Raw genomic sequence first — 13,655 nt, 5'->3', positions numbered from 1 at the left:
GGCCGCGAAATGCACGGCATGTCGGCGCAGCCTAAGCTGGGGGGGTGAGTAAGGCCGACCTCAGCAAGCAGCCCTCCCAGGTCGCCGCCATGTTCGATGAGGTGTCGACCCATTACGACCGGACCAACACCGTCCTCTCGATGGGCAACGCGACGCTCTGGCGGCTGGCGACGACCCGAGCCGTCGGGCCGCGCGCCGGCGAGACGATCCTCGACGTCGCGGCCGGCACCGGGACGTCCAGCGCGTCCCTGGCGCGCAACGGGGCCAGCGTGGTCGCGGCCGACTTCTCGGAAGGCATGATCGAGGTCGGGCGGCGCAGGCAGGCCGGCAACCCGTTCGTCACGTTCGTGCAGGCGGACGCCACGAAGCTCCCGTTCGACGACGACACGTTCGACGCGGTCACGATCTCGTTCGGCCTGCGCAACATCGTCGACCCCCGCGCGGCGCTCGCCGAGTTCTACCGGGTGACCAAGCCCGGCGGCCGGGTCGTGGTGTGCGAGTTCTCCCAGCCGCCGCTGGCCGCGATCCGTGCGGGCTACGGCGCGTACCTGCGCTACGGGATGCCCGTGCTGGCGCGGGTGGCGAGCTCCAACCCGGCGGCGTACGAGTACCTCATGGAGTCCATCGAGGCGTGGCCGAACCAGCCGGCGCTGGCAGCGTGGCTGCGGGAGGCCGGCTTCGAGCGGGTGGCCTGGCGCAACCTGACCGCGGGCATCGTGGCGCTCCACCGCGGGTGGAAGCCGGCGGAGGTGGCGAAGCCGGTGGAGGTGGCGAAGCCCGAGGTGGCGGCGAAGCCCGCCGCGAAGAAGCCCACTGCCGCGACGCCTGCCGCGACCACGGCGGAGAACGCCTCGGAGAAGCCCGCCGAGAAGCCCGCTGCCGAGAAGCCCGCTGCCGAGAAGCCCGCTGCCGAGAAGCCTGCCGCCAGCAAGGCGCAGAAGCCTGCCGCGAAGAAGCCCGCTGCCGCCACACCTCCCGCGACCAAGCCAGCGAAGCCTGCCGCGACCAAGCCAGCGAAGCCTGCTGCGACCAAGGCTGAGAGGCCTGCCCCGACGAAGGCCGCGAAGTCCGCCCCGGCCGAGCGCGCCGCCGCGCAGGCTCGATCCGACCGCCGCGTCGGCTCCGAAGATTCCACGACCGCCGTCCCATCCGAGGGGGAGTAAGTGCCACGCAGCGTTCCGGCCGTGCGGCGACCCGCGTCGCTCAGCAGCCAGCTCGGCCTCACCGAGCGGATCTTCGTCCGCGGCGAGGATCGCCAGGTCGCGAACGCCGTCGACGACGGTCTCGCGCAGGTCGAGGAGGCGCTGCACCGCGAGATGCGGTTCGCCGACAACCTCGCCGACGTCACCACCCGCTACCTCCTGGAGGCCGGCGGCAAGCGCGTCCGTCCCATGCTCACCCTCCTCACCGCGCAGCTCGGCGACGGCAACACCGCGCGGGTGCTGCAGGCCGCGCAGGCGGTCGAGATCACCCACCTCGCGTCGCTCTACCACGACGACGTGATGGACGACTCGCAGATGCGCCGCGGTGTCCCCACCGCCCAGTTCGTGTGGGGCAACTCCGTCGCGGTCCTCACCGGCGACCTCCTGTTCGCGCGGGCCAGCAAGCTGGTCTCGGCCCTGGGCGAGCGCGCCATCCAACTCCAGGCCGACACCTTCGAGCGACTCTGCCTGGGCCAGCTCCACGAGACGATCGGGCCGCAGGACGGCGAGGACCCGATCGCCCACTACATCCGCGTGCTCGAGGACAAGACCGGCTCCCTCATCGCCGTGGCCGCCCAGATGGGCGTCGCGTTCTCGAACGCCGACACCGCCTACGAGCAGCCCGTCGTGACGTTCGGCGAGAAGATCGGCGTGGCGTTCCAGCTCATCGACGACGTCATCGACCTCTCCTCGGTCGGCGTCGCCGAGACGGGCAAGACCCCGGGCAACGACCTCCGCGCCGGCGTCGCCACGCTCCCCGTGCTGAAGCTGCGGGAGAGCGCCGGGGCCGACCCCGAGGCGCGTGCGCTGCTGGAGCGGCTCGAGCGCGACGTCATCGGCACGGCCGAGGAGGGCGAGATCACCCCGGAGGCCACCGCGGCCATCGCCGCCCTCCGGGAGCACCCCGTCACCGCGGAGACCCTGCAGGAGGCCCACCGCTGGGCCCGTGAGGCCGTGGAGGCGCTCGCGCCGCTGCCCGACGGCCCCGTGAAGAAGGCGCTCGTGCGGTTCGCCGACACGATCGTCGAACGTTCGAGCTGAGCACGAAGGAATCAACGCATGACCAAACTGCGACTGGCGATCGTCGGCGCCGGCCCGGCCGGGATCTACGCCGCTGACATCCTGCTCAAGGCGGAGCGCGGCTTCGACGTCTCGATCGACCTGTTCGAGGCGCTCCCCGCCCCGTACGGGCTCGTGCGGTACGGCGTCGCCCCCGACCACCCGCGCATCAAGGGCATCATCACCGCGCTGCGGGAGGTGCTCGACCGCGGCGACATCCGCATCTTCGGCAATGTCACCTACGGCGTCGACATCACGCTCGACGACCTCAAGAACCACTACAACGCGGTGATCTTCGCCACCGGAGCGGTGCGCGACTCGGACCTCGACATCCCTGGCATCGACCTCCGCGGCTCGTACGGCGCCGCCGAGTTCGTGAGCTGGTTCGACGGCCACCCCGACGTGCCGCGCACCTGGCCGCTGGAGGCGAAGTCGGTCGCCGTGATCGGCAACGGCAACGTGGCGCTCGACGTCTCCCGCATTCTGGCGAAGCACGCCGACGACCTGCTGCCGACCGAGATCCCGGACAACGTCTACGAGATCCTGAAGAACTCGCCGGTGACCGACGTGCACGTCTTCGGGCGCCGCGGCCCCGCGCAGGTCAAGTTCACCCCGCTGGAGCTGCGGGAGCTCGGCGAGCTGCGCGACGTCGACATGATCCTGTACGACGAGGACTTCGAGTACGACGAGCACTCCAAGGACGCCATCGCCAGCAACAAGCAGGTGATGGTCATCGACCGCGTGCTGCAGCAGTGGCGGCAGCGCGAGGTGGGCACCGCCTCCCGCCGCCTGCACCTGCACTTCTACGCCAAGCCGCTGGAGGTGCTCGGCGACGAGGACGGCAACGTGCGCGCGTTCCGGTACGAGCGCACCGAGTCGGACGGCGCCGGCGGCGTGCGCGGCACCGGCGAGATCCGGGAGCTGGAGATCCAGGCGCTCTACCGCGCGGTCGGCTACTTCGGCTCGCCGCTGCCGGGGATCCCGTTCGACAAGAAGCACGGCGTGATCCCGAACCACGAGGGCCAGGTGCTGCGCAACCGCGACAACGAGCGCATGTACGGCGTGTATGCGACGGGGTGGATCAAGCGGGGCCCGGTGGGCCTCATCGGTCACACCAAGTCGGATGCGATGGAGACGATCAAGCATGTGATCAACGATCAGGGCAACTGGTGGTCTCCCGCAGACCCCTCCGAGGAATCTGTGGAGAACCTGCTGCGCGAGCGAGGTGTGGAGTACACGAACCTGGACGGCTGGCACAACCTCGACACCCACGAGCAGGCGCTCGGCGCCGAGCGCGGCCGCGCCCGGATCAAGGTCGTCCCGCGCGACGAGATGATCCGCGCGTCGAAGGGCGCTGCTGTGGAGGCCACGGCGGCGGAGTAGCGCCGCGGTCCGGCCTCGCGCCGGACGCCCCTCGCGTCGCGCGCCACCGGTCTGGCACCCTGGTGTCATGGTCGGCCCAGTGGAGTGGCGCCCCGACGTCCTCGGCGGCGGGTTCCAGCAGGCGACGCTCCCGCTCGGCCACGACGCCGAGGGCGAGGTCGTCGCGACGCTGGTGCGCTACGAGCCGTGGCCGCACCTGGCCGACCTCCGGCCGGGGCGCCCCGCCGAGGAGACCGACGTGCTGTACGTGCACGGCTGGTCGGACTACTTCTTCCAGACCGGGCTCGCCCGCTTCTGGCACGAGCAGGGGGCGCGGTTCTTCGCGCTGGACCTGCGCAAGTACGGCCGCAGCCTCCGCCCCGGCCAGACCCCCGGGTTCGTCGACTCGCTGAACACGTACGACGACGACATCGAGGCGGCGCTGAGCGCGATGGGCCACGCCGAGCGCTCGCACCGCCGGCTGATCCTGCTGGGCCACTCGACGGGAGGCCTCACGCTGAGCCTGTGGGCGGACCGGCACCCCGGCCGCGCGTCGGCGCTCATCCTCAACAGCCCGTGGCTGGAGTTCCAGGCGCACTCGGCCGGCCGGGCGATGCTCGCCCCGCTGGTGGACCTCCAGTCCCGGATCGAGCCGAAGGCCGCCATGCCGAACGTCGACCTCGGCTTCTACACGCGCTCGGTGTCGCGGACGCTGGACGGGGAGTGGGACTACGACCTCGCGTGGCGTCCGGTGCGCGGCTTCACCGTGTATCCCGCCTGGCTCACCGCCGTCCTCGCCGGACACACCCGCGTCGCGGCCGGCCTCGCCATCGACGTCCCGGTGCTGACTCTGCTGTCGGCGCGCTCGACGCTGCTGCCGTACTGGACGCCCGACATGCTGGGCTCGGACGTGGTACTGCTCGTGCAGGACATCGCCGTGCGCTCGCTCCGGCTCGCACCGACCGTCACCGTCGCGCGCATCGACGGCGCGCTCCACGACGTGTTCCTCTCGCGGGAACCGGCGCGGTCGGCGGCCTACGGGCAGGTCGCCCGCTGGCTGCGCGGTGCGCTCAGCGGAAGTTCACGAACTGCACCGCCACGTCCAGGTCGGCGCCCTTCAAGAGGGCCATTGTCGCCTGAAGGTCGTCCCGGCTCTTTGAGCTGACGCGGAGCTCGTCACCCTGGATCTGCGACTTGACCGACTTGGGAGCCTCGTCACGGATCAGCTTATTGATCTTCTTGGCGGCGTCCTGCTCGATGCCGTTCTTGAGCCCGACCTCGATGCGGAACTCCTTACCCGACGGGTACGGCTTGCCGGTGTCGAGCGACTTGAGGGTGATGCCGCGCTTGATGAACTTGGACTCGAGCACCTCGAGCACCGCCTTCACCCGCTCCTCGGTGTTGGCCTTGAGCAGCACCTGCTCGCCGCTCCACTCGACCGAGGCGCCGACGTTCTTGAAGTCGTAACGCTGCTCGACCTCCTTGCGGGCCTGGTTGACGGCGTTGTCCGCCTCCATCTTGTCGACCTTGCTGACGACGTCGAACGAGGAGTCTGCCATGGTGCTGTCCCTTCCCGCGCACGGGTCCGGCGAGCGGGAGCAGGCCGGACGTCCTCCAGTCTATGGGCGACGCGTCGGGCTCGAAACGGGCCTTGACCGGGCGCTGCCAGGCAGCGGCAGATCAGGCCGTCTGCTGCAGCTCGGCGTAGTAGGTGACGTGGCAGCCGTCACCGTTGCACTCGACGCAGAGGACGATCTCCTCGGTGTGCTGGCGGGGGTCGGCGCCCGTCCCGTCGCACCGTTCGCAAATCTCCAACGTTCTCATGCCCCCGATTGTGCGCGCAGCCACCGACATCGGCGGCAGGCGTCGGGGAGTGTCGCGAAGTCGCGAGGGTCCCGGCGAATTCTGCTGTGGGCGGAATCAGATGATCGGATCGGCGCGGAGCCGGGCCCCCGGCTTAGGCTTCAGGCATGTTGATGCGGCACGCGATCGGCTCCGTGCTCCGCCGGCTGCGGACGGAGCGCGGCGCGACGCTGCGCGAACTGTCGGAGAGCTCGCGAATCAGCATCCCGTACCTGTCGGAGATCGAACGCGGCCGCAAGGAGGCGTCGTCCGAGATCCTGGCGGCGCTCTGCCGGGTGCTCGACGTGACCGAGCGGGAACTGCTGGCGCAGGTGGTCTCGGAGTTCGCCGAGGCCGAGGTCCTGACCCTGGTGCGCGACGGTGTCGAAGCGCGCCCGGCCGACGCGCCCACGGTGCTCCTCGCGGCCTGACCGCCCCGATTTCGCTCGGCGGCGCGCGCCGAGTATCCTTACATGGCGCCTCCGGGCGCGAATGGCGAGTTACCCAAGCGGCCAAAGGGATCTGACTGTAAATCAGCCGGCGTAGCCTTCGGGGGTTCGAATCCCTCACTCGCCACACCAGTAAAACGAAGGGGACTCGGCTCAGAGCCGGGTCCCCTTCGCTGCACCTTGTCGCTACTCCTGCAACTCCTCCACGGTGTAGTGGAATGCATACGTCCTGCCAGGGATTGGCGCGGTCGCGAAGGCGACCTGGAACGATGTCGAGTAGACGTTCTTGAGCATCGGGTCGACTGAGGGGTATAGGACTCCGACGTTCTCCTGGGTCAGAGTGACGACTGGCCGTTTCCTGAATGTCCGATTGAATTGGAAGGTGAATTGCGTCCCGGTCGTCGCCTTTTCTCCCGGAACGAACTCGATTCTTCCCCGGCGATCCGTGCCTTCAACGGTTGCTTTCGCGCCAGTTCCCGATGGGCTCTCCACCTTCGGCGTCGGCGCGACCCCGGTCCGGGCGTCACTGGCCAGCGTGAGCCGACCGGCAGACCCATCCTTCGCGTAGGCGCCCCACTGCCGGAACAGCGGCTGCAGCTGTACGTCCGGTCCGTACTTCTCCCCGATCCGAACGGCTACACCGTCGTTGTTGTACCCGGTCACGCGGGTGCCGTGCATCGCGAAACCGTTACCCGATTGCAGGTCGATCATGAACGGGTTCGTCCGATTCTCCGCGGTGGTGTTCTTGGCAGGCGCGCGATACCGGCCGGCTACTGATCCGCCGATGACAGTGATGCCACCCGTATCGAGGCGCGACGCACCCGTCCGAGGGGCCTCCAGATGTGCGACGGCACCGCCCGGCCCTGCGACGAGCGTAGGCGAGACGATATCGAGGTTGTAGACGTTTCCGACCTGAATCAGGGCGTCCTTGACACCGGCTTGAGCGTCCGTCTCGAAGTGCGGCGAGGTCAGCCGTGTGAACTCCGCCGATACCTGGTTCCACGAGCCCATTCCGATCGACATCCCGACGTTAGGGGCGCGCTCCACTCGAAGTCGGTCGAAGTCGTTGGTGTTGCTCATGCTGAAGCCGCCGGTGCGCCAGGGGTGGTCGCCGTGGTTCATCATGACGGCGGGCCATTCGGCGGTGCCGCAGAGCTGGACTTGGAGGTCGACGTACCGGCAGTTGGATGCGGCGTCGATGATAAAGCCGGGCCCGTGCCAGTTCTTCAGCAGTTGGATGTTGTCGAGCTGGACTTCGAACCCGGAGCGCTGGTGCAGGAGGGGACCGGTGACGGCGGCCATGCCGCCCCAGAAGGTCAGGCCCTCGATGCGGATTCCGTGGGCGGCGACTCCCTCGCCGCCCCACCAGAACGTCGGAGTGTCGGCCCTGTCCGCGTTGTTGATCTGCACTGGACTGCGCGGATCGTCTGCCAACGAATGGGGGGCGCCGATGCTTCCGATCCAGCTGTTGGCCGGGATATGGATATTGGTGCAGTTGTAGACGCCGTTCTGAAAGACGAGTCGAGCTCCTGCCGCGGCCGCTTCGTTGACCGCTGCCTGAATCTGTTTCGACTGGTCGCCCTCCCAGCTCGAGCCGATCGACCGATCCCGCGCCCGGATGACGAGGGACTCCACCGACGCAGGCGCCTTTCCGTCGGCGGTGGGGATGTGCTCGACAGGAACCTTCTTCTTCGCGTCGAGCGGGGCGACGCCGTTCGCCGCCCCCTTCTGGCTGGCCGGGATGCTGTCCTCGACAGCGGCGGCGGGTGTTGCGGTGGCGACGGAGGCTGCGGCCCCGGCGACGCCGGCGGCGGCTGCGCCGAGGAAGGCGCGCCTTCGTGTGGTGCTGGATTTCATATGGAAGATGTTACAGCGAATGACGCACGCGAGAAATAGTGTTCGTGCCCGATCGATGCCAGGCTTGCCCCATGCCCGCCCCCACCGAGCTTCTCGAGATCGCCACCACCGTCGCCCGTCGTGCGGCCGCGCTCGCGTTGCAGCGGCGGCGGGACGGGGTGGAGATCGCGGCCTCCAAGTCGACCATCACCGACATCGTCACCCGCGCCGACCGGGAGGCCGAGGATCTGATCCGCGGAGCGCTCCGGGCGTCGCGGCCGCGGGACGGGTTCCTCGGGGAGGAGTCGGGCGGCGAGCGGGGGAGCAGTGGTCTGACCTGGGTGGTCGATCCGATCGACGGGACGGTCAACTACTTCTACGACATCCCCGCGTGGGCGGTCAGCGTCGCCGTGGTGGAGGGCGACCCCGACCCGGCGACGTGGCGGACGCTGGCCGGGGCGGTCGTGAATCCGTCGACCGGTGAGGTGTTCACGGCGGCGGTGGGAGGCGGTGCGCGGCTGAACGGCGAGCCGATCCGGGTCAATCACGGGGTGGAGTTGCCGGTCGCGCTGGTCGGCACCGGATTCGGGTACGACCCGGAGATCCGGCGGAAGCAGGCGGCGTTCGTGACCGAGCTGATCCCGCAGGTGCGGGACATCCGGCGGATCGGCGCGGCCTCCCTCGACCTGTGCTCTGTCGCGTGCGGGCGGCTCGACGCGTACTACGAGCGCGGGCTGAACCCGTGGGATCACGCGGCAGGCGCGCTCATCGCGCAGGAGGCGGGGGCGACGCTCGGCGGGCTGGGGGACGCTCCGGCGGGCAAGCGGCTGCTGGTCGCGGCGGCGCCCGAGCTGTACGCGCAGCTCGACCCGCTGGTGCAGGCGTACTACCAGCGCTGGGAGTGACCGGCGGCCTCCGCGGGCAAGGCAGTTACCGTTTCGTTATATATTGGGTCGGGTGCGCAACGGACCCAGACCTCGGACGGGTATCGGCGCGCCCCGGGACCAGAACCTCACCCGCCGCGAGCTCCGGCAGCGCGAGCAGGCGGCCCAGCGGGCGCGGGAGCCGCGCTTCGGCCGCGGGGTGAGTCTGTTCGCGATGCTCTCGGTGCTCGGGATCGCGGTCGCCACCACCGTCCCGGCGATGGCCCTCCTGACGGAGGACGAGGTTCGCGCGCGCGTCGCCTCGGCGCACTTCGCGGGCGCTCCGGCGTCGGAGGCGGACGTCCAGGCCCTCGACCGCATCACGTCGGCGGAGCGGGAGGCGATCGTCCGCGACGGGGGCGCGGCGACGTCCGGCGACCAGCTCGCCGCGCTGCGCTCGATGCGGATCGCGGACACGTTCCGCAACAACCCGGCCGGCGCCATCCAGTGGCCGTTCCCGGTGGGTGTGCCGATCACGTCCGGGTTCGGGCCGCGCGAGGCGCCGACCGAGGGCGCCTCCACAGACCATCTCGGCGTGGACTTCGCACCGGGCGCCGGCGTCCCGATCCAGATCATCGCCGACGGCGTGGTGCGGGAGGTCGTCACCGGCGACCGCGGCGGGTGCGGCGTGAACGTCACCATCGACCACCTCATCGGCGGCCGGCTGATCAGCAGCAGGTACTGCCACCTGGAGTCCGGGTCGGTGCGGGTCGCCGAGGGTCAGCAGGTGCGCGTCGCGGACATCGTGGGCAGGGTCGGCAACACGGGCGTCTCGACCGGGCCGCACCTCCACTTCGAGATCCGGCTGGACGGCACCGAAGCGGTCGACCCGGTGGCGTGGCTGCGGGCCAACGCGAGTTGACACGCCGCCGCTAGCGGAGGACATCCTGGCCGACACGCGGGGCGGAAGCAGCGAACGGAGGAGACCCGGCCCGACAGGGCGGCGGATCTCCTCCGTTGCGTGGTGCTGGGGGTTGGCCGGTGGGGTCAGACCAGCCAGGCGGTGGTGTCCTGCGGGAGCATGCCGTTCTCGAGCGGGCCGCTCGCCAGGATGACGGTGCCCTCGGGCAGCGGCAGCGGGGCCTTGCCGAAGTTCACGGCGACCGTGACGTCCCCGGAGCGGAACCGCAGCGCGTCCTCGCCGGCGTTCGACCACTGCAGCTCGCCGAACGCGAGGTCGTGCTCGCGGCGGGCAGCCAGCGCCTCCTGGTACATCGTCAGCGTCGAGTCGGGCACGCCCTCCTGCGACGAACGGGTGTAGTCCGCCCACGTCGCCGGCTGCGGGAGCCAGCTCTTCGGGCCGGGGCCGAAGCCGTACGACGGGTCGGCGCCCTCCCACGGGATGGGCACGCGGCAGCCGTCGCGGCCGTAGCGCTCGCCGTTCGTGCGGATCCAGGTGGGGTCCTGACGCGCCTCGTCGGGGAGGTCGATGGCCTCCGGGAGGCCGAGCTCCTCGCCCTGGTAGAGGTAGGCCGAACCGGGGAGCGCGAGCATGAGGGCGGTCGCGGCACGGGCGCGGCGCAGGGCGAAGGCGGTGTCGGGGATGCCGGTCGACTTCGGGCCGATGCCGTGGCCCTGCGGGTTGTCACCGGTGAGGGCCAGTCGGGTCGCGTGGCGGACCACGTCGTGGTTGGAGAGCACCCAGGTGCTCGGGGCGCCGACGCTCCCGAACACGGCGATCGAGCGGTCGATCACCGAGCGGAGGGCGACCGCGTCCCACGGCGTCTCCAGGTAGCCGAAGTTGAAGGTCTGCTGCATCTCGTCGGGGCGGACCCAGTTGGCGAGCTTCTCCAGCGGCTCCACCCAGGCCTCGCCGCAGAGCACGCGGTCACCCTCGTACTCCTCGAGGACTTTGTGCCAGTCGCGGTAGATGTCGTGGACGCCGTCCTGCCCGAAGTAGGGAGGGAGGACGGGCTCGCCCTCGGCGTGCGCGCTGATCTCCGGCTCCAGCACGATGCCGCCGGTGGTGGCCGCGATGGCGCCGCCGCCCATGCTGCCGGCGTTCGCGGGCGGGATGTAGTCGGGGAGGCCGGCCTCCTTGATCATGCCGTGGGCGACATCCACCCGGAAACCGTCGACGCCGCGGTCGAGCCAGAACCGCAGGATGTCGCGGAACTGCTCCCGCACCCACGGGTTCTCCCAGTCGAAGTCGGGCTGCGACTTGTCGAACAGGTGCAGGTACCACTGGCCGGGGGTGCCGTCGGGCTCGGTGATGCGGGTCCACGCGGAACCGCCGAAGATGGACTCCCAGTTGTTGGGGGCCTCGTCGCCGTTCGCGCCCTTGCCGTCGCGGAACAGGTACCGCGCACGCTCGGGGCTGCCGGGGGCGGCGGCGAGGGCCTCCTGGAACCAGACGTGGTGGCTGGAGGAGTGGTTCGGGACGATGTCGATGATGACGCGCAGCCCCAGGTCGTGCGCCGTCTTCAGCATCGCGTCGAAGTCGGCGAGGGTGCCGAAGCTGGGGTCGACGTCGCGGTAGTCGGCCACGTCGTAGCCCGCGTCGTTCTGAGGGGACGTGAAGAACGGCGACAGCCAGACAGCGTCGACGCCCAGGTCGCGGAGGGCGGGGAGGCGGCGGGTGATGCCGGGGAGGTCGCCCATCCCGTCGCCGTCGGCGTCCGCGAACGACCGCGGGTACACCTGGTAGATGACGGCGGAGCGCCACCACTCGCGGCCGGGAGTGCTGGGCGCGGGCGTGCGGGAGGATTCGGAAGTCGAAATGGGGATCACCTGTCTTGGCGGAGGACGGGGCGCCGCTGCGGGCGCACGTGGCGGGAACGATCGGGGGCGTCGTCGTTCCTCGCACGCCGCCGCTCGCGGCACCGGGATCGGCGCGCCGTCGTCGGCGCTGGCAGCAATGCTAGCCCTCTCGACCGAGCGGCGGGCTGTGTGACGGCAATCTGCGGCGGTGCAGGGGGTCTCAGTGCGACGCGGAGGCCCAGTGCGACGGGCGGCTGAGGACGGCGGGCAGGACCGTGCTGGCATCGCCCCGGGCCGCATCGACCTGCGGCTGAGTGAGGTAGAGGGCGCGGTCGAGGACGGCCCCGTCGAGCCGGGCGTCGCGGAGGTCGGCACCGATGAGCTCGGCGCCGGTGAGGTCGGCGTCGCGGAGGTCGGCGCCGATCAGGAGGGCGCCGCGCAGCTCGGCGCCGCGGAGGTCCGCGCCGCGCAGGTCGGCGCCCAGGAGGTCGGCTCCGGGGGAGAGGCGGGAGCGCTTGACGCGGAGCGGGGTTGCGGCAGCGCGGGTGGCGGGCTCGTTGGTCAGTGCCTCGCGGGTGAGGGCCTGGCGGGTCAGGGCCTCGCGGGTCAGCCGGGCGGCCTCCCGGAGCAGGGCGGCCGCGGGGGCGCGCAGCTCGTCGATGTCCAGTTCGAGGATGAGCGCGGGGTCGGCGTCGGCCGCCTCCGTGACCTCGTCCCAGGAGGCGCGCAGCGCATCGTGGAGGGTCGCTGCGGCGGGCATCGCGAGGGCCTCCCGGAGGTACCAGAGCAGTTCGTGGAGCTGGCGGACGATCGGGAAGACGGCGAACATCCCGGCGCGCGCTCCCGCGTCGTCGCGCCAGGACCCCCCGCCGAAGGTGTGCCGGGTGACGTGCTGCCCCGCGCCGAAGCAGTCGAACACGGTGCAGCCCTTGAAGCCGCGCTCGCGGAGCTGCGGGTGGATGCGGCAGCCGAAGCCGTCGTCCAGGTTCACGCACTCCTCGCCCGCGGCCTTGTCGAACGCGAAGTCCGCCGAGCGCGCGAAGGCGAGCGCGACGCAGCAGAGCCCCGAGCAGGAGGCGCAGTCGGCGGCGAGGGCGCGCTCGGGTGCGGCGGTGGCGGACATTCCTCCACAGTAGGGCCGCACGTGTGAGCTCTCCACATCTTCGACACATTCGGAATAGCCGTTGCGACGCCGCGTTAGCGTGGAAGGACAGCCACGAAAGGATCACGGAATGACTTCACCGCGCCGCACCATCGGAACCTCCGACCTCCAGGTCGCGCCTCTCTCGTTGGGTGGAAACGTCTTCGGCTGGACGGCCGATCGCGACACCTCGTTCGCTGTGCTCGACGCCTACACGGCGGCGGGGGGCAACTTCGTCGACACCGCGGACGGCTACTCCGCCTGGGTGCCGGGCAACACCGGCGGCGACTCGGAGCGCATCCTCGGCGAGTGGTTCACGGCGCGCGGCCGCCGCGACGACGTCGTGCTCGCGACCAAGGTCAGCCAGCACCCCGACTTCAAGGGTCTCGCCGCCGACAACATCCGCCGCGCCGCCGACGCCTCGCTCGAGCGCCTGCAGAGCGACTACATCGACCTCTACTACGCGCACTTCGACGACCCGTCGGTGCCGCTGGAGGAGACCGTCGCCGCGCTCTCGGAGCTCGTGGACGCGGGCAAGGTCCGCCACATCGGAATCTCGAACTACTCGCCAGAGCGCATCGAGGAGTGGTTCGCGATCACCGAGCGCGACGGCCTCCACCGCGCTGTCGCCCTCCAGCCGCACTACAACCTGGTCGAGCGCGCCTACGAGCAGCAGTACCGCCCGATCGCCGAGCGCGAGGGCCTCGGCGTGATGCCGTACTTCGCGCTCGCCGCCGGCTTCCTGACCGGCAAGTACCGCGACGGCGTGACCGTCGACAGCCCGCGCGCCGGCGGCGCCGCCAAGTACCTGGACGAGACGGGCCGCAGCGTGCTCGCCGCCCTGGACGAGGTCTCGGCCGCGCACGGCGTCTCGGTCGCGACCACCGCGCTCGCCTGGCTCGCCGCCCAGCCGACCATCACCGCGCCGATCGCGAGCGCGCGCACCCTGGAGCAGCTCCCCGACCTCCTGGCGTCGATCGACCTCGTGCTGACGGCCGACGAGCTGGACGCGCTCGACGGCGCCTCGGAGGCCGCGAAGGCGGCGTGAGCCGGCGCTGATCCGGGGTGATCCCGGAGCCGATCCGGGGGGCCGGGTGGTACGAAGCACCCGCGCGGGGATGGTATCCTCGTACGGTTGCCG

At 70.7% G+C, this 13,655-nt stretch carries 13 protein-coding genes and 1 tRNA gene; 9 read left to right on the top strand and 5 right to left on the bottom strand.

The window, feature by feature from the left end; genetic code table 11:
- Positions 1-44 precede the first annotated feature (44 nt).
- From ABIA36_RS05690 to ABIA36_RS05675, 4 genes are all read left to right on the top strand, one after another.
- Positions 45-1,163: a demethylmenaquinone methyltransferase gene (locus tag ABIA36_RS05690; RefSeq protein WP_369961303.1), complete on the top strand. Its 1,119-nt coding sequence runs from the start codon at positions 45-47 to the stop codon at positions 1,161-1,163.
- Between the two features lie 21 nt (positions 1,164-1,184).
- On the top strand, positions 1,185-2,243 hold the full coding sequence (locus tag ABIA36_RS05685) for a polyprenyl synthetase family protein (protein ID WP_369962083.1): 1,059 nt from the start codon (positions 1,185-1,187) through the stop codon (positions 2,241-2,243).
- 18 nt (positions 2,244-2,261) lie between these two features.
- On the top strand, positions 2,262-3,644 hold the full coding sequence (locus tag ABIA36_RS05680) for an FAD-dependent oxidoreductase (RefSeq protein ID WP_369961302.1): 1,383 nt from the start codon (positions 2,262-2,264) through the stop codon (positions 3,642-3,644).
- A gap of 67 nt (positions 3,645-3,711) precedes the next feature.
- Positions 3,712-4,788: an alpha/beta hydrolase gene (locus ABIA36_RS05675; RefSeq protein ID WP_369961301.1), complete on the top strand. Its 1,077-nt coding sequence runs from the start codon at positions 3,712-3,714 to the stop codon at positions 4,786-4,788.
- On the opposite strand, the gene ABIA36_RS05670 is transcribed toward ABIA36_RS05675, so the two are convergent.
- Positions 4,694-5,182 (bottom strand): YajQ family cyclic di-GMP-binding protein, encoded by a 489-nt coding sequence (locus tag ABIA36_RS05670; protein WP_369961300.1) that lies wholly within the window; start codon positions 5,180-5,182, stop codon positions 4,694-4,696. The genes ABIA36_RS05675 and ABIA36_RS05670 overlap by 95 nt on opposite strands.
- A 121-nt stretch (positions 5,183-5,303) precedes the next feature.
- On the bottom strand, positions 5,304-5,447 hold the full coding sequence (locus tag ABIA36_RS05665; RefSeq protein WP_369961299.1) for a hypothetical protein: 144 nt from the start codon (positions 5,445-5,447) through the stop codon (positions 5,304-5,306).
- A 146-nt stretch (positions 5,448-5,593) separates the two neighbouring features.
- On the opposite strand from ABIA36_RS05665, the gene ABIA36_RS05660 reads away from it, so the two are divergent.
- Positions 5,594-5,896, top strand: a complete 303-nt coding sequence (locus tag ABIA36_RS05660) for a helix-turn-helix domain-containing protein (RefSeq protein WP_369961298.1) — start codon at positions 5,594-5,596, stop codon at positions 5,894-5,896.
- 63 nt (positions 5,897-5,959) lie between these two features.
- A tRNA-Tyr gene (locus tag ABIA36_RS05655) sits at positions 5,960-6,041 on the top strand.
- Between the two features lie 59 nt (positions 6,042-6,100).
- Here ABIA36_RS05655 and ABIA36_RS05650 read toward each other — a convergent pair.
- Positions 6,101-7,771 (bottom strand): hypothetical protein, encoded by a 1,671-nt coding sequence (locus ABIA36_RS05650; protein ID WP_369961297.1) that lies wholly within the window; start codon positions 7,769-7,771, stop codon positions 6,101-6,103.
- A 71-nt stretch (positions 7,772-7,842) separates the two neighbouring features.
- On the opposite strand from ABIA36_RS05650, the gene ABIA36_RS05645 reads away from it, so the two are divergent.
- Together ABIA36_RS05645 and ABIA36_RS05640 are read left to right on the top strand one after the other, a co-directional pair.
- Complete coding sequence (locus ABIA36_RS05645; protein ID WP_369961296.1) at positions 7,843-8,655, top strand: inositol monophosphatase; 813 nt, start codon at positions 7,843-7,845, stop codon at positions 8,653-8,655.
- Between the two features lie 52 nt (positions 8,656-8,707).
- Complete coding sequence (locus ABIA36_RS05640) at positions 8,708-9,535, top strand: M23 family metallopeptidase (RefSeq protein ID WP_369961295.1); 828 nt, start codon at positions 8,708-8,710, stop codon at positions 9,533-9,535.
- Between the two features lie 125 nt (positions 9,536-9,660).
- Here ABIA36_RS05640 and ABIA36_RS05635 read toward each other — a convergent pair whose 3' ends face one another.
- Complete coding sequence (locus tag ABIA36_RS05635; RefSeq protein ID WP_369961294.1) at positions 9,661-11,403, bottom strand: glycoside hydrolase family 13 protein; 1,743 nt, start codon at positions 11,401-11,403, stop codon at positions 9,661-9,663.
- A 190-nt stretch (positions 11,404-11,593) separates the two neighbouring features.
- Positions 11,594-12,496, bottom strand: a complete 903-nt coding sequence (locus ABIA36_RS05630; protein WP_369961293.1) for a pentapeptide repeat-containing protein — start codon at positions 12,494-12,496, stop codon at positions 11,594-11,596.
- 109 nt (positions 12,497-12,605) lie between these two features.
- Here ABIA36_RS05630 and ABIA36_RS05625 point away from each other — a divergent pair, with 109 nt between their 5' ends.
- On the top strand, positions 12,606-13,562 hold the full coding sequence (locus ABIA36_RS05625; protein WP_369961292.1) for an aldo/keto reductase: 957 nt from the start codon (positions 12,606-12,608) through the stop codon (positions 13,560-13,562).
- The last annotated feature ends 93 nt before the right edge of the window (positions 13,563-13,655 follow it).

The organism is Leifsonia sp. EB34 (genome assembly GCF_041260585.1).
In the GTDB taxonomy this organism is placed as follows: Bacteria; Actinomycetota; Actinomycetes; order Actinomycetales; family Microbacteriaceae; genus Leifsonia.
This window is presented reverse-complemented; position numbering and strand designations above follow the sequence as displayed.